Raw genomic sequence first — 18,711 nt, 5'->3', positions numbered from 1 at the left:
CTACTGTGATCACCAAGAACGATGGCGTCGCTTGCATCTCTGATTTTTCGTAAGTCAACTACTGCAAAAATGCGTCATGTTCTGGATTGTGATTCGTGGCGATGGATGGCGGCGATGATTCCTTTGCGTGGTTGCCAGCCTTCGCCGATCAAATCCCAATGGTCTTCACGGGTAAGATAGCAGTCGTCGAGTTGCTTGAAGAATTGATCTTGGACTTGCGATGCGTGTTTTCGAATGATGTGGCGGATCTTTCCTCCCGAGTCGGCGATTACCGTGCAGCCATGAAGGATCGGTTGGGTGCAACCGCCGCGTTCGATGGTGACCTGCTGCGTGATTTCCACAATCAGTTCGGTTAGCAAACGACGATCCGAACTAACGCGGCGGCTGATCCGTGCCGATTCGATCGTCGGCGGAGCAACACTGGCGAACTCTGCATAGTCTCGCCCGGGTGCATAGAGCCCTAGTTTTTCCAGGTGCTCTGGTTTGCACAGATAAGCACCGATGCGTCTTGCCCGCGCGACATAGCGTGCTTGATTCATCTGATCGCTATCGTCGTCCCGTGTGAACTCGTAAGATTGCTCTTGAATGACCGCTAATAGACCATCATCCATCGGATAATCTAAGTCAGGCCAGAGAAGTGAAGCCTCACCCAACGATTCGACATCTTCGATCGGGACTTGGCGGGCGATAAATGCATCGACCAGTGCTTCTCGGTACTGATAGGGATCATCCGGTACGAGGTTGTGATCCGCCGTGATCATGGCCCGCAAGAAATCGCCAAATGTACAAGCGACAGGAGGACAATAATCGATCGCACGAATACAAATCGACAGAAATTGGTTGGCCAGCTTACTACCCAGGTCACCCAGAACGTCGGCTAGCGATTCGTCCAGATCGCCTTCGGGCAGCACGCCGCTTCCCTGGGTCGCGATTTTGATGAATCGACGCGCTTTGCGATCAAAGACGGTGATAAAGGCGTCAAACACACTCGACACAAGCACCGATCCCAGTCCATGGATTCCGAGCTGAGGGTCGTAAACGACTCGGTCATCGGTTTCTTCGTCGGCACCACACTGGCGTTGCCGATCGATCGCACTTCGTAGCGATGAATGCTGTGAGATCGTCTGGCCAAACTGACGTGCCACGTCGGTCAGCAAGTGTGATTTTTTGATCTGACCTTTGGATTGCCGAATCGCCGCTCGCAATAATTCGCGATGGCTGAAATGCTGAAAGATCGCGACAAGGTCAGCAAACCCCTCGTGAAGCGCTAGCGTGTCATGATGGAAGGGATACATGAAATTGGGCCGCAATCCATCGAGCAGCGCATGAGAGACTTCGTGGGCGATGATGTCATGCGATAGCGACGTGTAAAACTTTCCTCGACAGAGGTTTCTCGGCGAGTGGCCGACCGCTGCGTCGTAGTCCTTCAACCGATCTTTAGTTTGGTACCATCCAAAGTGAACTGCCCCCGCCTCGCGTGAATAATACGCATTTTGCATCTCGCTATGATAGGGATACAGTTTCAGTCGCGTTTTACCTGAATCACCGAACCCCCAATTCAAGTCTCGCCCAAGGGCCATGCGGAAGGCCTCATACGTCAACATTCCGACGGCGTAGGTCATTTGCATGTGAAAGGGACGCGACATGCTTGGGGGCATCCCGCTGGTGCACATCAACCGCGGGTCGTTCAAATTCAGCGGTGACTCGGAGCTGGTGGTCGAGTAATCATCTCCGATGACTTCGAAGTAATGCCCAACCGGACCGGGTTTCAATTCCTCGTAGGGAACGCGTGCAACGACACGTGACCCGTCCAGCGACGAGTCGCCGGGATTGGTCGAGAAGATATTGAGTGGTCGATGAACAGGATCATTCGGACGCGGACGGTAGGGACGTACGTTTCCCGCACGAAAGACGCCATCACCGAGATGGAACTTTTCAACCATCGATTCTTTGTCGCTGAAAAAGGAAGATGATCCGGCTGGGTGCTTTGGGCTTCGTCATCATCTGAAGTTTGGATTAGCCGACGGGCGTTAGCCATGGTTTCGGTGTGATAACCGGGGCTAACGCCCGTCGGCTAATCTTCGCTTCAGAGATCGATAAAACACTACCCAAAAAGTTCGCTCTGCAGCTTCTGCGGATCGCAATAAACACCTGGATGCTGGCGAGGAGCTTCGCCGAAGGCCTGCTCGATAAGTTGATGGAACTCTTGAACCGACAATGAACCCGCCTGGTTAAGCACCGCGACCGCGCGACGTGTGAACTCCCCTTGGCCGTTACTTTCCAAAGCGACTTCGTCACTGCGGCAAGCGGTAAACAAGACTTCGGAGGCCCCCTGATAAGCATCTTCGGCGCTCCGGGTACCCGGCGCGAGATAGCGTTCGTTGGAATAGTCTCGCGTGCCAATCTTGTAGTCTCTGGTACCGATGACAGCTTTTCTGGTGCTGATGACAGCCTTTCGTGTCCCGATGACAGCCTTGCGAGAAACGAAATACGCTGGATCAATAAAGCGAGCCCGTTCACCGGCGTTTAACGCGACGGACTGATTCATGAACATTCGCGTCGCAGTTCCGCTATGGCAGCAATCGAAAATCAGCGTCAACGTCACTCCGTTGGGAGTTTGCCGGCACAATTCTCCGATTTCATCATCAAGAACCACGCGTCTTTCCAAATAATCGTACGGAACGAGTGCTTCGTCAAAGCCTTGGGTGAACTGGCCACCGGCTTCGTCACCATCGATGTCGGGGACTTGTGTCCCATGCCCGGCAAACTGGACCACGATTGAATCTCCTGACCGGCTACTTGTGATCAGATTTTCCATCCGTTTGATGATCGCTTCACGGGTGGCGTGCGCATTGACAAGACAGTCAACGTCAAAGTCGTGCTGCTGCAACGCCGACGCCCAGGTTCGCATGTCGTTGACACAGCCACCGAGTGGGTGTTGCTGATACTCATCGATCCCAATACACAGTGCTTTGCGTGTACCCTGCAAGGACGGTGGGGAAGGATTCTTGTCGGGCCCCGGTGCCGGTGTCGGCGCTGGCGGGTCAGAGCAATCGCAGTTTGAATCGGGTTGCTGAAAGAGCGATGCCGAACGAGGAAGCACGTTGGCACCACGAACACCGCGATCATCAGGAAAGCGTGTGACCGAATGATCGAAACGAACCCCTTTGATCCGGCGAATCACACTTTGCATGGTTGCCGGGTCATTGTCGAAACCGCCATGTGTTCGGCTTTCGCTTCGGTGCGTCAATGGTACCGGCTGATCCCCATAGGGCGATGCCATGCTCGTATCGGAAAAGACGACTTCGGTAGTTCGGATTTTGTCGCTCGGTGGTTTAGCGAGCTTGAAGAGTTTGGCCAGATCTGCGGATTCGCGCAGTGAACGTTCAAGTCCCAACAACGGTTCGTGCTTGTCAATCTCCAATGCCTCATGAACGAGGTACAACAACGACTGGCTGTACGGTCCCATCGTCGGATCGACACGTTCTAATTCGTCGCGCATCGTGAACAGACAGAGCTTCTCGACGATCTTGTCCGCACCGATATTTCCGGCAAGTTTTTGATTGAATAGCTCACACGTCATCGCCGGGGCGAGGAAGTGGGCGGAGCGAAAACGACCGAACTGTTGGGCGTTCCGCATCTCGGACGCTGCAGCGATCGCGTGAGTCAGAAAGATCGACCCCGCACTATGTCCGACGCCGTGAAGTTCGACCTGATTCGAATCATCGTTTGCATCGACTAAGTCGCTGATCAAACGCAATACGTAGCGTCCGTCACTGTCGTCGGCGGCGAACGTCCGTTCTGCGGATTGCTTCATACCGGCCCAAATCCGGCGTCCCCCCAGGCGTCTCGCGACCGCTTCGATCGCTTGATCTTTTAAGTTGTCAAACCAACCAGCTCGGGCGGCTCGTTGCATTTGCGGCAGGTAACGCTCGCCACCTGAAATCAATTGCCAGATGGTTTCCAGCAGCCCTGTTTCCCAAACGAAGAAGACCGGATAGACACCGTTTTCGAGCCACCATCTGTACTGATGCGCGGCGGTGTGCAGGCCCCAACCTTCGGACGTCAATCCACCGTGCGCGTACAAGACAACTCGGTGTGGGCCTTCGTCACGACGGTGATGAATCCAACGAGGAAGGTGTTCCTGGAAAATTTCGGCAACCGTTTGACGGGAGCTGGTGAAGCCGCCGCTGGAGGAAAGCTGTCCGAAATTTAGATTGATTACGTGCCGACGCAGCGCATTGATCGTTGCTGGATCAACGGCCGGAGGTGAGGCAAAAAATCCGGAAGCTGAACTGCGGTAATCTGGCCGGTGACTCATGGAACGCCTACGACGGAAGGTGAATCAAGCTGGAAACGTCAGCGCAGAAAAGGACGACCGGAACCATGGTTCACAACTCGGGGCGGCTTGCGGTCACATCCTTTCGGGGTGAGCAATTCGACCGTAAACGATGACGATCACCTGAAAGGCTATCCGAGATCCCCTCTGCGGATGACCAGCGTAAATGGACCGGGGACGTGAGTCAAAGAGGTCGCGAAGAAAAGAGCCCGGGAACGGCGTTTTTTAGAACCTGTGCTGTCGGAGTAACGACAAGCAGACGCAGGTAATCCGGCACCAATATCGTTGAAAACGATCGTTCGGCGTGTGGAAAATGTTACCCACGCGCGCTAGTTTTCATCCGAATTGATTGCCGGGATGTCCTGTACTTAGGCAATGGCTCAGTCGACCACTCACACTGAACTCACGTTGAGGCTTCTATCGAAGTCAATTATCGCAGCGTTCGTTGATCGATATTGTCGAGACGCGTTTGAAAGTCTTTCCGCTGACGTTCCTTTTCCGCTTGATGCTGATATACCAACCGCGCGTTTTCGATTTCAGTCTGAGGATCCGTCAAGGCGACGGCCCCTGGAATGAAGCGAAACAAGTGCTTTGCCGGTTGCGTGATCGGCGCCGCGACTTCTTCGATCCGCAACAGCGATGCCTTTGCCGAGATCGCAAGTCGTTCGGTATAGGGGACACGCGGCGGCGTCAGGTCGTCTTTAATTCCTTTTAGATCATCAAGGTGAAGCGCCTGGCTGAATTTCTCTGTCAGCTTGCGGCCGTTGCGGACTTTGGTGCACGTCCCACCATCTTTGGTAAAGATCACCGACAAGCCGCGATCGCCATAGTCGTATTCGATTAGTCGATGAGTGTAACGAACCAAGGGTGCCCCCGGTAACATTTGGACAGAGACGTAAACTCGTTCTCCTGTTTTGGGATGATTGGCAACGACGATACTTGGTCCACCTGGCAAACGGGGACCCTGGAATTCACGATCCCCGGTGTAGTAATAGCGATGCACTAACACCGTCGGTGGAATATCCACCAATAGCCCTTCGCCGTCACTTTCAAGTAGGACAGCGGGATTTCCACGTGCGTCGACTCCGGGATCAATCACTTCAATTTCCAACACCGGTGAAACCCGCGCATGAGACGCTTGTTGGGCTTGCGACAAAACCGGTGTGACCAGTCCCATTAACAGCATTCCCAGCGTCACGATTGATCGATCAACTTTGATGGTCGAATACATGAAACGTCCTAATGTTTAATTATCGCTCAATCGTGTTTCGTCATCATCCGAACTGTCGATCAGCCGAATCTGATTTTATAGCTAGCGGATGACCAAGCAGGTAAACACGAGTCTTTGGGGGGAAACATCTGGATAACACCCTCCCGCTTGCGGAAGCGGCGGACGAGCAAACGGCCGGGGAGGGTGCCCTCTCCGGGCTTGATGGCTCGAATCTCCCAGTGGGAGAGTGAAATGACTTAAAGCAGAATCATTCGTGTTCAATTGCCTAGCGTCCGTCGAGTCGTCGTATTGATTGCCCGGCTGAACTTACGGGATCAAGTTTGTAGTAAAACTCAAATAGGACTGATTGGACCTGGGTGTACTGCGGCAATTTTCCATACAGTGGCATTGCATCTTGACTCATCATTGCGGACGGCAATCGATCCCGCCAAAATTTCACTCGCGGTCGATGGCGCTGCACCCAGAACGACGCGGGGCGCACATGGTCAACCACTAGATTTCCTAACTCAGGTGGCGGTACGGTGACCAGTCCTTCATCAAGTCGATCGTACGCCGAGGTGGCATTGAGCGTGGTGCCTTGCGTTTCCGTTCGTGGCAAGATCGCACTGGCTAAAAGGTACGCGCCCACGGTGAACTCATTTCGCAATAGTGCGATGTGTTCTGGATAAGTCGACTGAGGCAGCGAGTCGCTCATTCGATTCTGGCTCGCCTTAAGCGACATCATCCAAGCTCCATCGGGATAGAGGTCCAACACCAGATCGGTCACACTGCAATGATCGATTTCCAAACGCGCCCGCGATGGCCGGAACCGTTTCCCGGCGGTATTCACCTGATCTGCGTTGCCGTCGGCTGCGCGGTCGATCTGCCGCTGGAGTGAGTCGGTCGGCGTCACCGACTGGGACGGCAAACTGATTGCATACAACGGTGGCGAGAACGACTCGTGCTGGTAAGGATGAATCGGTAGGCGACAGCGTTGTGGACTCCGCACTCGTCGTGAGCGTGGCACAAGCGACTCGGTCGCGTTGCCCGTATCAGCCACCACGACCGACGCCGCAATTCCAGCGATCGCGGTCAGCGCTTCGCGACGTTTCACTTGAACCGATCGAACGATAGGTGCGTCCGGTGGTGTGGTTGATGTATTGCTGGTTTGACTGCTCATGCGTCCGTGCGATGAAGGTAGGTGAGCATGGTTGGTATTGTTTCGGCGACAGATCATTTCACCCACCCCGGCGCGTCCTGCATCGGAACGACTGACGGATACGATTCAACTCGCCCGCTGTCTTCGAATCGGCTGTCGCCAAAACCGCCGTCTTCGAATCCCGATGACAGCGACTCACGAAACGTGGGGACTGCTGACTGCGGTTCGGGGAGTGGGCTTTCCGGTTCGCCTTGATCGATTTCACGGTATGGGTAATCGGTCCCCGGCATGGTGTCATAGATACCCGGAGTACGCTGTCGTAGAAACGAACCTTCGGAAGATTTGTCAGGAACGTACCGCGAGTTCGGATAGGCTTCGTCGGTCTGGTAGCCTTCACGCAGTTCGCTATTGCGGTAGTCCAGGCCATCGCCTCGATACCCGTTCGGGTGTACCGAGGGGATCGTCGATTGAGAGCGATACAAATCGGAACGGCGTTCGGACTCAGGCACTCGCAGGAATTCATCGACGCGTGAGCTACTGACATCGTAGACTCGGTTTTCTAGGTACCGATGTCGGCCGCGGACGATGAACTCACGATTCGACAATCGGAGTGGATCTAAATCGGCAACCGCGGGAGCCCAACGCAGGCCCATCAGATCGAACAACGTCGGAAAGATTGTTGCCTGTGCCATGATGATGTTTTGCTGCAGCGATTTTTCGGCATTGGGCAGTGGCCGCCACAACGCCCCGACGACGGGGATGTCCTCAAGAAGTGGCACCCCGTTGGCGGTTCTTTCGGCTTTGAGCGCGACGACATAACGGCTGACTTCGCGCAATTCGAAGTTTGCGAGTTGAACGTCGGTATCGATGAAGTGTCGTTTGACACGGCCGAGATGTTTTTCGTCGGCACGCACCGGTTCGCGTACGTTGGTCGTGTACATGTAGTTAAAATCGAATACGACCGCTTGCCCGTCCGGCTCAATTACGGGACGGATCTCAAACCCGGTCCCGGTTTCGAATTTGTAGATCGCCGGATCGGGGATTAACTTTTCGACATTCGACTCGTACCGCGGTCGGGTCCCTGCGTTTTGTGCCAAGATGGCTTCGGAGGTATCCCCGCTGACGCCCGGTAGAACACTACGTACCGCGCCGAAGCCGCCAGTGGTTCCCGCGCCGGGGGCCGACGGTGAGTTTCCGGATTGACTTGCCGCAAGTGCCAGTAGATTCGGATCATTAATTAGCGCACCGACATCGCTATAGATCGCGAGTGCCGAATCGAGGCCTTCGCGGATCAAAATATCGCGTTGCGGTAGGTCGAACTCCATCGTCGCACTCGGCGACACCTTCGAGAATGCACGGTTGTTCGCCAGCACGTTCGTTGTTTCGGTTTGTCCGAATTCGACATCTTTAAACTGACTCGCTTGTCGAACACTTCGAAACGTCGGGTGGTAAAACTGGGTGTTGAAATCGTCATCCAAGGCCGTCGTCAATCGCTTCAAATAGTTGTCGATATTGGCGGTGTGGGCGCGTGTGCCTTCGAGTAGTTCGATGTACTTTTCTTCCAAGTCATCAATCAGCATGTCGAGGAATTTTTTGTGATCCAGCGGTCGACGTGCCGCGTTTGCTTCTTGCAAGCGAAAATTGGTTTGAACATCGACTTCCAACAAGATGTCGAACTGACGATCAACACTCTTTAGGTGTGCGAAGATCTGCTCTTTTTCGTCATGGTTGGCGAATACCGACTCCACATAGTTGCGATAACTGTTCCATCGTTGGTAGTACAGTTCAAACGGTGTCGCCGGGTCGCGAATATCGCGAAGCAAAGCGAGACGCTTCTCGGCCATTTGTCGCTGATGTTCAAGTAACTCCATGCCGAGCACTTTCAGTTCGGCATAGTCGGCGGCGAGTTCCTGCAACGATTCCAATTTGATCGTCAGCAAACCGTCGGCATCCTTGACGATGGCTTTTTCCCACATCCGCTGTTGCAGTTCGGCCCGAATTGAATTGACACGATCGACGGGTTCGGGACGCGTCTTGGTTTGAAAATTCGTCAGTGCCGTCGCCAAGGCGGTCGTTTTCAGAAACGCCATGTCGAGCGACTTTCGAATATGATCCGAGTTCTTTGGATCGGAGTTGCGAAGAATGATGGTACCGTCTGGCAATTTGGAAATAGTGAACTCTGCCCGATCGATCATCGTTCCATAGAACAGCAGTTTCCCTCCGATATAGGGTCGTTGCGAGCTTTGAAACTCGGCAAACTGGGTTCGCAGTTCCGTCCCATTCATATCCTCGATGAATTCCCGGAAATTGGTATCCATCCACTGCAATGACGCTTTGGCTTCGTTTGCTTCGGCGCGAATCGCCGCTTGTGCTTTGGTCAGCTCGACGACGACTTGTTCCAGAGCTGCGATTTTCTTTTTGCGTGACGCATTCAATTGAACTCGCGCCGCGTCCTCACGACTCTTCGCATCTCGCAATTCTTGGGTACGATTGCCGAGCCGATCTTCGATTAACGCCCGCTCCATCACTCGCTGCTTGTATTCGAGTTCGGTGACCAAACGGCTCTTGAAAATCTGTGCCAGTGCGATGAATTCTCGTTGCAGCGGAGTCATCGTTTCTCCGTGTGGGATCGTCGCGTCAAAGAATCCAGAGAGTGATTGGAAGGCCGCGTTTTGTGAAAGCGAATACAACGGTGGCGGTCCGTGATGCTTCTTCCACATCTGGTGAATTCGGTCGATCACCGGTTTGCGATGACATTCGTCCTGACAGTCCGTGCATCGACCGCATCCACCACAGCCGCCGGCATCGAGGTGCATCCCGGCATCGATGTACCGTTGCTCGGCGATAGGTAGTTCGCTTTGAAGTTGACGCTGGAATTCTTCCAGAATCATTTGCCGAGTGTTGTTGTCCGCCAAGGCCAACATCAATAGCGCCGACGATAGACTGGTCACGTCCATCGAGTGCAACGAAATCAGCTTGTTACCCGACTGCAGGAATTCGGAATCCATGGCGAGCAACTCGTCGATGAAGTCCTTGCCAAAGAACGAATACAAGTAGCGTTGATCGCGTTCGTGCTGTGTCGATCCGGGATAAAGCGCCCGCGCTTCTTCGGCGCGATGGGCTGCTACAATCGCGACGCTTTTGCGCAGCATCTCTGCTGACTGCACGGTTAAGAACCTTGCCTGATCGACATAGGTTTGAATCCGTGAAGACACCACTTCCAGGCGTTCGGCGTCGTCACCGTTGATTTGAGTGCTATGCACATTGATGCGAACTTGCCCGACCGGGGAATCGATCTGATTGATCATCATTCGGATTTGATTGATGCCCTTGAGCGGACCACGCAAGTGGATCAGTCCTTCCCCGATGACTGAAATAGACACCTGTTCGATCGGATCATCACTGTTGGGAACGCCTTCGGCATAGGTGTCTGGATCGGCATGGGCCGCGGCCACTTCACGCCGAAACTGTTCCTGGCGGGCGAGTTCTTCTTTTGACTCTTGTTGGGCGGCGACTTCGCGAGCATTGACTTCGTCTTGGCGGGCCGAATCAAGTTGGCCTTCCAAGGTTTCGATTTGCGCGGCGTACTGACGTGCGGTCGTCTCGATCGATGCCAAAGCTTCCGCCCCTGCCTCTCTTTTCTCTTCATCGGTCTCGGCCTTGACTGCCACGGCTTCACGTTGCAGACGGGCGACGGTGCGATCGTAGTTTCGGCGCACGTCCGAGAGTTTCTCTTCGATCCGGCGTGACTCGCCTGCTTGGCGGATCGCTTCGCGTTCGGCTTGCTGCCGAGCCTGGGTCAATTGGTCTGCCTTCGTCCGCGCCTGATCGGCCAATTGGCGATTGACCGAAACACCATGCCGATTGTGCGACTTTACCTTGCGGTTGATGATCTGCGCAACACGGTGGGCATCACGGAAGAAGTACAACCGTGCGACGCGGGTTTCGACTTTGTCGTTGGGATTGAAGCCGTCAGGAACATCCCGCGGTTCGGTGAACTCCGAATAGGGCACGTACTTTCCGGTTGAACCATAGATCCCCGGCATCACACGTCCGGCGGGGCCATCGGAACCTTCGATGATGCCGCCTTCGCCAAACTCGACGACATACTGACGGGTTCCCCGATCGTTCATGGCCAACTCGTTGCCGAACTGATCCTTGATGTTCGATAGCGTTAACCGATAGCGGCCGGGAGTGATTTCGCTGACCGGTACACCGATTTGGATACTGTTGGAAGCAGCGTCCAAATTGGTTTTCGACGAATCAATTTCGATGGGGGTTCCCGAAGGGCCGGTCAGCGTGATGACTTTCGACCAGTCGATTTTGGGCGGATCGCTGGAATCTTTCTCCAGCACTAACTGGTGCACGGCGGGGAACCGAACGGCAAGCTCCGCGCGACCGGGGATCACACCGACCCCGTTGTCGAGGAACTCTTGTGGGACAAGATCACGCCGCAGTAGATTGACGGTTTGAACCGCGGACACATTGGGTAGCTGCGCATCTCCGAGATACGCAACCGCCTTGATCCGCAACGTTCGGACATTGGTGTCGCCGCCACTGATTGGAGAAGACAACTGCAACAAATCGACGTCCGGAGCTGAATTTTGATGGATAACGGTAAGCGGCGAAGGGACCTCGCCCGTTTCTTCAACAACGACGATATCGATATCATTGCTATCCCCGGTTCCGCCAACGACTGTCAGCTTCGGAGTGCTGACTGATTGCAGTTGTCGCTGGTCTGCTACCTCGTTCCATTCGATACGTACGACTGAACTCGGATCATTGATGGTCACTTCGACCAAGCGTTTGGCTCGAAAAACAGCGTTCGTGTTGACCTCTTGAATCAACAGGAATTGTGGGGCATTCCCACCTCCGGGAATGGCGACGTCAAAGCTGGTGATCACCGGATTGCTGGTGTCCTTCGCCTGGATTTCAAGACTTTCCAGTGAGTAGACACCGCCGTTTTCTATCAAGCGATAAATTTCGACATCGTCGGCGGATCGAACCGAAGTACAACCGATACGAAGGAACGCGCGTGCATTCGATAGATAAACTACCTGCATCACCGACGCAGCGACTGTTGGTTCCAATTCACGATGACGTGAATGAGTGGTCCCATAGACCTTCAACGATTGTTGGCTGTTATCGACGAGCCGGTAGTACAGCGTGCGTTCGGTCGCATTGAGTTGGATGCGAAGTTTTCCGTCGCTGTTCAAGGACGTTGATTTGATCGTGACCTTCTTACCAGAAGGGGCGTCGGCAACCTCAAGCTCCTTGCCCTCCATCGTGGCGGTCGTCACTTCTTTCGGAACGATCAATTCGACGTCGAATTCGCGATCCAAGATCACCGGTTTGTCTGGCGAGAGATCATCGAACTCGATGGTCTTCGTTAAAACGGTCTGGCGAACTGTTTTGATTGCCGGCCCCGCCGAACTCATTGGCTGGGCGTCCGGCGCTTGCATCCAATTGACTTGACGAACGTTCTTGTCCGCCTCCGTCAGCTCGGGTCGCAACGGGGGATTCGCCGTGCGGTGAAACTGCCGCAAGTTCACTTCGTCTTGAACCTGCCGAATGCCGTCCGCCGACTGTGTGCCCGCTCTATCAGGAGAGACTGGCGTGCGGGCATTCTGTTGTCGCGAGGAAATCACGCTGGTCACAGTCCAAGCGAAGCTCGTGACCGCAATCATGATCAGAAATAACGCCGGCGGTCGGGCCAGGGGGCTCTTCATTGGAATCCGTTCCGTTGCTTTTGCTGATAGAGTTATGCGCTGGTGCAAACCAACAAACTCGCGGCCTATCAGCGATGTGTCTCAGCCGGCCCTCCCTCAGTTGGGCCACGCGAAACCATCTTGGCCTCGCGAACGATAGGAGTATCGGTCATTCCGAAAAAACGTCTTAACCGGATCAGCTAAAATGTGCCGAAGTCGCCTCTCCGACTGCGTTTCATTCGACGATCAACCGAAGGTCTGTGGTGGTGATCGATGCACTAACGCGATGCTGGTGAGCTTTGCAGATCCCAGGCATCTAGCCAAACGGTTTCTTTTGCTTCCATTCCGAAGTCCTTTTCGAGACGTTCTGCCATGTCGCTAAGGTGCCCGGCACCGTAGAAGACGGCAAGTGTTTCTTTGCCGTCGGCCAGTTCTTCACGAAGTACTTCAAAGGCTTTTGCGTTGCGGCCCTTGATCAAGGTGTTTTCACCGTTGGCATCGTTGATCCCAGTCGTGACGGCTTCCATATCAATCAACTGACGTGCCATCGCGTTTTTCATCGCGGTCGGCCGATCGTTGCTGAACAGAGCCATCAAGACACCGACATCGCCACCCGATTTCGCCTGAGTCGCCAAGCCTGCGCCCATCATCCGGGCAAACATCTTGACGACGCTGTCACCGCGCCGCTCCAAATCCTTGGAAAACTCTTCGGGGCTCATGTCCGCATGGCGAAAATTTTCTGCCATGTAATCGATCCGCTCAAGCTGGTACTCCAGCTTCAACATGTCTTTCATACCCGATTGCATTGAAGCGACGATTGAGCGTCGACGTTTCAGATCTTCCGGACGGATTCGCGTTCCATCCGGTGCGACCAATTCGTACAGCACCGAGTCATATTTCCCGAGCCGTGTGTTGAGATCTTTGTAGTACTCGCGTTCGCCGATATGAACGACGCCGACCAGGTCAACGATTGCCCCGTCGTGGCGAGTTCCAGGTTTACCCTCGTAGCGGACAATGGCGGTTTGCAAGGCAAGCTTTCGCCCTTTGTCATCCTCGGTAATGCGGAGGTATTTCTCTCCTTCTGAACCGGCTCGTTTGCTCTCGTCGTCGGACTTCGAATCCGCTTCGGTCACCCCCTTTGCTGCCGCAGATTCCTTGGCTGGGGCTGCCGTTTGAGCCCGCAAGGCGGCCGGGATGGCGACGGCAACGAAGAATACCGCAGCGGCAATACGAAGTGAGAATTGCATGATCTATTGGTTGAACAAAAAAGAAGGGATGGCAGCATCGATCGCGAGCTGGATCAATCAACCAGACGGCCAAAGGTGGTTTATTCAGATTGTTCCGAACAATCAGCCAAACTGAACATCGGGCGCGGCACGGGATCTGCCGCGTCCTTTTAGCATAGCGCTCGAAAAGGCGACCGGCAACTTTGAAGGTGATTCGTGGGCTTTTTGTGAATCTTGGGGGAACCGTGGGCGCGAATTTGCCGTCGGCAGGTATCCTTGTTCGATAGGGGGCCCCTATATAAAACGAATGCGACGCCCGCTTGAAAAGGGAGAGTGCGGCGTCGGCTTGTCGATTCAGCAATCGTCGCCTTTTGCTCGGTGAAAGCTGCGTCTGTAAAGGTTGCTAATGCGAAGCAGAAAGCGACTCTGTTTGTCGCACTTCTGAGCAAATCGACAAGCCCTTATGTGTCTTTGTCGATCGAGATGATGTTATGGAATTCATTGAACTGACCGGGAAAACGCTCCTCGATATCGTTAACGAAGGCGAAATCGACTTCAAGCAGTTGCATGACGCGGGTGTCAAAGGCGATTCGATCGTCCGGATCAATAAGTTTGGCGAAATTGAACTCCGGGCGAAGTCGGAGTGGACCCTCGTCGGAGGGCTGATCGGGAATTTCGAAGAACGCTTGCACAAGCTAACCGGGCTCGATTGGGTCTAGACCGAGCGTTAGCTGTTGTTGAGCATTGAGGTCCATCCGACCAGTCGGCCGGGGCTGATCGTGCCGGCGCGGTCACCTTCGCAAACTGCCCCTCGCACCGCGATGCAGTCAGGCCAAACCTGATCTTTGAGCAGCGATTGCGTTTCTTGCCGGTCGATCGACCCGGCCAGCGCCCACCAAATGCCAAGCGTTTGGGCCGCTACTGCGAATTCGCCCAGTCGTTGCCGTCCGAGTTGCTTAAGCGACGACCCGCCGGACTTTTCAAATGTGTCGATCAGGACGTGCCGCAAGCCGAACTGTAACGCGAGTTGCGCGACCTGCTCGGGAGAAAGTGTTCCGGCGACCTGGTAATCTGCGTAGGCAACGGCGACCAACGTGACAGGAGCGGGAAGTTGCGCTCGCAGGAGTCGCCAGAATTTCAACACTGCTTCGGCGGAGTCCAGTCCGCTGAGTCCTGCCTTGGCAAACCGCACTGTCCGCGGAACTTGGTCGGCAAATTTTACGGCAGTATCGGGTTCCCCGAGTGCGATCGACAAGTCAATGCCGGCGCAATTGTGATCGCCGGCATCCTGGGTGAGGAACTCACTGACCGACCTCCAGATATCGGGTGATGTCGGGGCGAGCGAACCTTTCGACGGCTCCTTTAGGTCCACAAGCCGAACACCACCGGCGATTGCCACCTTGGCTTCTTCCAAATTGCGGACGCTGACCAGGAGGCGGATTTTCGGGGGGGAAGGCGGCGGGCCAAGACGGGGCGTTTGGGGGGACGTGGCGTTTTCCGCAACTGCCGAAGTGCTTGGGGAACGGTTTAGTTTGCACAATGACACCGATGCACGCTCCAAGTCGGATGGTCGCGCCACGTCGGGCGAGTTAGAGTGTAGGTGTTTGGCTTCAGCGGATTCCGTTTCACGACCGCCGGGGTCGTCATTTGGCGAGAACATCAGGATCCTTTACAGAGGGCTCGTCAAGTCTTTGTCGATGTTGGAATTTGGACGCAATCTTGGATTACGAATCGATCACCGCGATCGACGAACTCCGTCAATTTTGTGACGAGTTGTCTGATGCACCCGTCATCGCCTTTGATACTGAATTTGTCTCGGAGGATCGATACCGCCCTCAACTGTGCTTGATTCAAGTGGCTGCGGCGGGGCGACTGGCGATTATCGATCCGCTGAAAATGCATACGACCGCCCCGTTTTGGGATTTGCTGGTCGAACCGGGGCGAGCCATCTTGGCTCACGCGGCCCGCGAGGAAACTCGGTTTTGTTATCGATACGCCGAAAAACCCATCGTCGGTCTGTTCGACACACAATTGGCCGCAGGGTTCTGCGGGATGGAATATCCGATTTCACTGGGCAACTTGGTCAACCGGATGACCGGGCGAACGCTGGCCAAAGGTGAATCGCGAACGAACTGGCGCAAGCGTCCCCTCTCTCGCGAGCAAATTCAGTACGCGTTGCAGGACGTGACGGATTTAGAAGCGATTTATGAACAACAAAAGGAAACCCTGCGAGAACTCGGCCGCGCCGATTGGCTGGACGAGGAAACGCAAATCCGTCAACAAGCCGTCATTGACTACGAAGACCAAGAGAGTTGGCACCGCGTCAGCGGCTGCGCGGGATTGAAACCGCGGCAATTGGAAATTGTGCGCCAGCTTTGGCGATGGCGTGACAAACGAGCTTCGACGCTGGATCGCCCGGCACGAAGGGTCATGCGAGACGACTTGATCGTCGAACTCGCCCGCCGTGGTTCGGCTGACATCAAGCGTATTCGCAGCATCCGTGGGATGGATTGGCGAGGCTACTCGGCGCACTACGAAGACATCGCGGCCGCGATCGAAATTGCTTTAGAAACACCGGACGACGAACTACCACGTCGCCCCCGACGCAACCGCTCGGTGATCTCGCCGATGCTCAGCCAATTCCTTACGACGTCGATGGCCTGCATCAGTCGACAGAATAAGCTCGCCCCGTCAATCGTGGGCAACACCGATGACGTCAAAGAGGTCCTGGGATACGAATTGGATCGCAAGGAAGGCGACGAAGTTCCGGCGCTGCTGCAGGGCTGGAGGGGTGAAATCGTCGGCAAAACGTTTCGTCGACTCCTCAAAGGCGAGGCGGCGATCCGTGTCGCGGATGTCCGACAAGAACAGCCGCTCGAATTCATTGAACTAGATTGACATCCGTGGACGAAGACCTAACGCCGGAACATGATTCGCCCGATGAACTGATGTTTGTTTGGGCTTGTGGATTCGAATTGGCAATCGGCGTCGTTGGATTGATCGTCGCATCCATCGTTGGCTTTGATGCCCGAGCCTATCTGCCTCGCATTGAAGACGTTCAACCACTTCCCATTCTAAAAGACATCGGGTTTGGGATCGTCGCATCAGTCCCCATGCTGATCGTGGTCTACGCGCTGTTGCAGATCCCGCATCGGTCGATCGATGCAATTAAACGACTCAGCGACGCCCCGACGATGAAAGCGATTTTGTCGTTCAGTTATCCAGAGCTAATCGTATTGAGTATCTGTGCCGGAATCGGTGAAGAGCTGGCTTTTCGTGGTTGCTTGCTGCCATGGTTTACAGCGATTGACGATCCCAGTGCTTCGATCATCAACCCGTACGACGTGGGCGATGGCTTCGCCGTTGCGCTCCCATCGTTGTTGATCGCCGCTATCATATTTTCCTCAGTCGCGTTCGGCTTGCTTCACCCAATCACAAAGCTATACGTCGTCATTGCCTCGTTGATGGGTGTTTACTTTGCGATGCTATTGATTGTGACGGAGAGCTTGCTAATTCCAATCGTGGCCCACGCTGCCTTTGACGCGATTCAATTTGTGATCGCCAAGAATAGCGATGAGGAGGAAAAGGATGACGATGACTCACACACAGATTGAAGAAATCGATTCGGTCGCTTCCATGCGAGCGTATCGCCATGACTCACCGCTCGGTGAAATGCGTTCGCTTTGGACGCCACAAGGCCTTTATTCGTTGAGCTGGATCTCCGAGACGAACGGGGGAGCTGCTTCGTCGATCACCGAGAGCACCGCCGCAGAAAACACGGCCGCCAGAGAGCTTGATCGACAATTGGAGCGCTACTTTGCGGGCGAACCGGTGAGTTTCGATTCGCTTCAAGTTGATCATCAAGGGCGCACCGAGTTTACCCGCCGAGTTTATCAGTGCTGTCGGCAAATCAGTTTTGGCCAAACGTCGACCTACAAGGAACTTGCCACACGCTCGGGAAACGAAGCGGCAAGTCGAGCCGTTGGCGCGGCGATGTCACGTAACCGGGTTTTATTGATTATCCCTTGTCACCGAGTGATCAGCCAGCACGGTCAATTGCGTGGGTTTAGTGCCCCGGGGGGACTGACGACGAAACAGTTCTTGCTGGATTTGGAAACAAAATGAGCGAAACGCGGTTTGCCTTTGGTGACAACTGGCAAGCGTTCTTGCAGTTCGTCGACGAAGAACGCATCGAGCAGGCATGCGTTTCGTTGGTCGATCTTTTAGGGTTGTCGTCTGCCGGCGATCAACCGCTTTCCGGTAAGACTTTTCTCGATATCGGCAGTGGCAGTGGACTCTTTTCATTGGCCGCCTGCCGCTTAGGTGCGACGGTCACCTCGATCGATTTCGACCCCGCGTCGGTCGCATGTACCGAAAAGCTACGGGAACGCGAATGCGGGGCGTCTAACATCGCTGGCTCGGCATCCGGCGCGGGCTCCTGGATAGTGACACAGGGGTCGGTGCTGGACGAAGCGTTCATGAATTCAATGGGCGCTTTTGACATTGTGTATAGCTGGGGAGTGCTTCATCATACCGGCGAGATGGCTACCGCGATTCGCTTGGCATCGGAATCGGTTCGCCAGGATGGCGTGTTCGCGATTGCGATTTACAACGACCAGGGTGGTGCCAGTCGTCGATGGCTGGCGATTAAGAAAACTTACCATCGCTTGCCACGTGTGTTACGCCCGGCATGGGTGACGATGATCGCCGGGGTGTACGAGACCAAGTTTGCCACTGCTCGGCTGATTCATGGCAATAATCCTCTGCCGTTTGCTGACTGGAAAGCCAAGAAGCAAGACCGAGGCATGTCCGCGTGGCACGACTGGGTTGACTGGATTGGTGGCATGCCTTTTGAGGTTGCCAGGGTCGAAGACATCATCGTGCCACTGGAACGAAAAGGCTTCCACCTGTCGAACCTGCGCACCGTCGGTTGTGGTTGGGGATGCAATGAGTTCGTCTTTCGCCGTCTAAGCTGATCGGTCGCCTGCCTTGTCGGAGCCGCAAACGTGCGAAAGTGGATCGAATTTGAGTCTCCGAGGACTGGATTTCTAAAAAAGCGTCCTCTCGAT

Annotated in this window: 12 protein-coding genes; 5 read left to right on the top strand and 7 right to left on the bottom strand. The window is 54.7% G+C overall.

The features are described 5' to 3' along the window. Positions 1–74: 74 nt before the first annotated feature. From FYC48_RS14995 to FYC48_RS14970, 6 genes are all read right to left on the bottom strand, one after another. Positions 75–1,943: a gluzincin family metallopeptidase gene (locus tag FYC48_RS14995; RefSeq protein ID WP_149497532.1), complete on the bottom strand. Its 1,869-nt coding sequence runs from the start codon at positions 1,941–1,943 to the stop codon at positions 75–77. A 161-nt stretch (positions 1,944–2,104) separates the two neighbouring features. Next, positions 2,105–4,321: a caspase family protein gene (locus tag FYC48_RS14990; protein WP_149497531.1), complete on the bottom strand. Its 2,217-nt coding sequence runs from the start codon at positions 4,319–4,321 to the stop codon at positions 2,105–2,107. Between the two features lie 448 nt (positions 4,322–4,769). Continuing rightward, on the bottom strand, positions 4,770–5,570 hold the full coding sequence (locus FYC48_RS14985; protein WP_149497530.1) for a hypothetical protein: 801 nt from the start codon (positions 5,568–5,570) through the stop codon (positions 4,770–4,772). A gap of 265 nt (positions 5,571–5,835) precedes the next feature. Next, a complete protein-coding gene (locus tag FYC48_RS14980; RefSeq protein ID WP_149497529.1) occupies positions 5,836–6,729 on the bottom strand; it encodes a hypothetical protein in 894 nt (297 codons plus the stop codon). 53 nt (positions 6,730–6,782) lie between these two features. Further along, the gene (locus tag FYC48_RS14975; protein ID WP_149497528.1) at positions 6,783–12,437 is read right to left on the bottom strand and encodes a hypothetical protein; all 5,655 of its coding nucleotides are present in this window, start codon (positions 12,435–12,437) and stop codon (positions 6,783–6,785) included. 257 nt (positions 12,438–12,694) lie between these two features. Beyond that, the gene (locus FYC48_RS14970; RefSeq protein WP_230773537.1) at positions 12,695–13,663 is read right to left on the bottom strand and encodes a TraB/GumN family protein; all 969 of its coding nucleotides are present in this window, start codon (positions 13,661–13,663) and stop codon (positions 12,695–12,697) included. 470 nt (positions 13,664–14,133) lie between these two features. Here FYC48_RS14970 and FYC48_RS14965 point away from each other — a divergent pair, with 470 nt between their 5' ends. Further along, a complete protein-coding gene (locus FYC48_RS14965) occupies positions 14,134–14,361 on the top strand; it encodes a hypothetical protein (RefSeq protein ID WP_149497527.1) in 228 nt (75 codons plus the stop codon). A gap of 8 nt (positions 14,362–14,369) precedes the next feature. Here FYC48_RS14965 and FYC48_RS14960 read toward each other — a convergent pair whose 3' ends face one another. Further along, positions 14,370–15,302, bottom strand: coding sequence for a (5-formylfuran-3-yl)methyl phosphate synthase (locus FYC48_RS14960; RefSeq protein ID WP_149497526.1), 933 nt, complete (start codon positions 15,300–15,302; stop codon positions 14,370–14,372). Between the two features lie 47 nt (positions 15,303–15,349). Between FYC48_RS14960 and FYC48_RS14955 the strand changes: the two genes are divergently transcribed. From FYC48_RS14955 to FYC48_RS14940, 4 genes are read left to right on the top strand one after another with little or no spacing between them, the layout of a single operon-like run. After that, the gene (locus tag FYC48_RS14955; RefSeq protein WP_230773535.1) at positions 15,350–16,540 is read left to right on the top strand and encodes a ribonuclease D; all 1,191 of its coding nucleotides are present in this window, start codon (positions 15,350–15,352) and stop codon (positions 16,538–16,540) included. Positions 16,541–16,545: 5 nt separating this feature from the next. Continuing rightward, on the top strand, positions 16,546–17,256 hold the full coding sequence (locus tag FYC48_RS14950) for a CPBP family intramembrane glutamic endopeptidase (RefSeq protein ID WP_149497525.1): 711 nt from the start codon (positions 16,546–16,548) through the stop codon (positions 17,254–17,256). Next, the gene (locus tag FYC48_RS14945) at positions 17,237–17,767 is read left to right on the top strand and encodes a methylated-DNA--[protein]-cysteine S-methyltransferase (RefSeq protein WP_160149541.1); all 531 of its coding nucleotides are present in this window, start codon (positions 17,237–17,239) and stop codon (positions 17,765–17,767) included. Before FYC48_RS14950 ends, FYC48_RS14945 begins: the two co-directional genes overlap by 20 nt. Then, complete coding sequence (locus FYC48_RS14940; protein ID WP_149497523.1) at positions 17,764–18,618, top strand: class I SAM-dependent methyltransferase; 855 nt, start codon at positions 17,764–17,766, stop codon at positions 18,616–18,618. Before FYC48_RS14945 ends, FYC48_RS14940 begins: the two co-directional genes overlap by 4 nt. Positions 18,619–18,711 lie beyond the last annotated feature (93 nt).

The sequence above is a fragment of the Roseiconus lacunae genome, assembly GCF_008312935.1.
GTDB lineage: Bacteria > Planctomycetota > Planctomycetia > Pirellulales > Pirellulaceae > Stieleria > Stieleria lacunae.
This window is presented reverse-complemented; position numbering and strand designations above follow the sequence as displayed.

Excerpts from the sequence above, each read along its gene's own strand:
- FYC48_RS14960 (WP_149497526.1), bottom strand. The coding sequence starts at position 15,302 with ATGTTCTCGCCAAATGACGACCCCGGCGGTCGTGAAACGGAATCCGCT.
- FYC48_RS14970 (WP_230773537.1), bottom strand. The coding sequence starts at position 13,663 with ATGCAATTCTCACTTCGTATTGCCGCTGCGGTATTCTTCGTTGCCGTC.
- FYC48_RS14985 (WP_149497530.1), bottom strand. The coding sequence starts at position 5,570 with ATGTATTCGACCATCAAAGTTGATCGATCAATCGTGACGCTGGGAATG.
- FYC48_RS14945 (WP_160149541.1), top strand. The coding sequence starts at position 17,237 with ATGACTCACACACAGATTGAAGAAATCGATTCGGTCGCTTCCATGCGA.
- FYC48_RS14975 (WP_149497528.1), bottom strand. The coding sequence starts at position 12,437 with ATGAAGAGCCCCCTGGCCCGACCGCCGGCGTTATTTCTGATCATGATT.
- FYC48_RS14980 (WP_149497529.1), bottom strand. The coding sequence starts at position 6,729 with ATGAGCAGTCAAACCAGCAATACATCAACCACACCACCGGACGCACCT.
- FYC48_RS14995 (WP_149497532.1), bottom strand. The coding sequence starts at position 1,943 with ATGGTTGAAAAGTTCCATCTCGGTGATGGCGTCTTTCGTGCGGGAAAC.
- FYC48_RS14990 (WP_149497531.1), bottom strand. The coding sequence starts at position 4,321 with ATGAGTCACCGGCCAGATTACCGCAGTTCAGCTTCCGGATTTTTTGCC.
- FYC48_RS14940 (WP_149497523.1), top strand. The coding sequence starts at position 17,764 with ATGAGCGAAACGCGGTTTGCCTTTGGTGACAACTGGCAAGCGTTCTTG.
- FYC48_RS14965 (WP_149497527.1), top strand. The coding sequence starts at position 14,134 with ATGGAATTCATTGAACTGACCGGGAAAACGCTCCTCGATATCGTTAAC.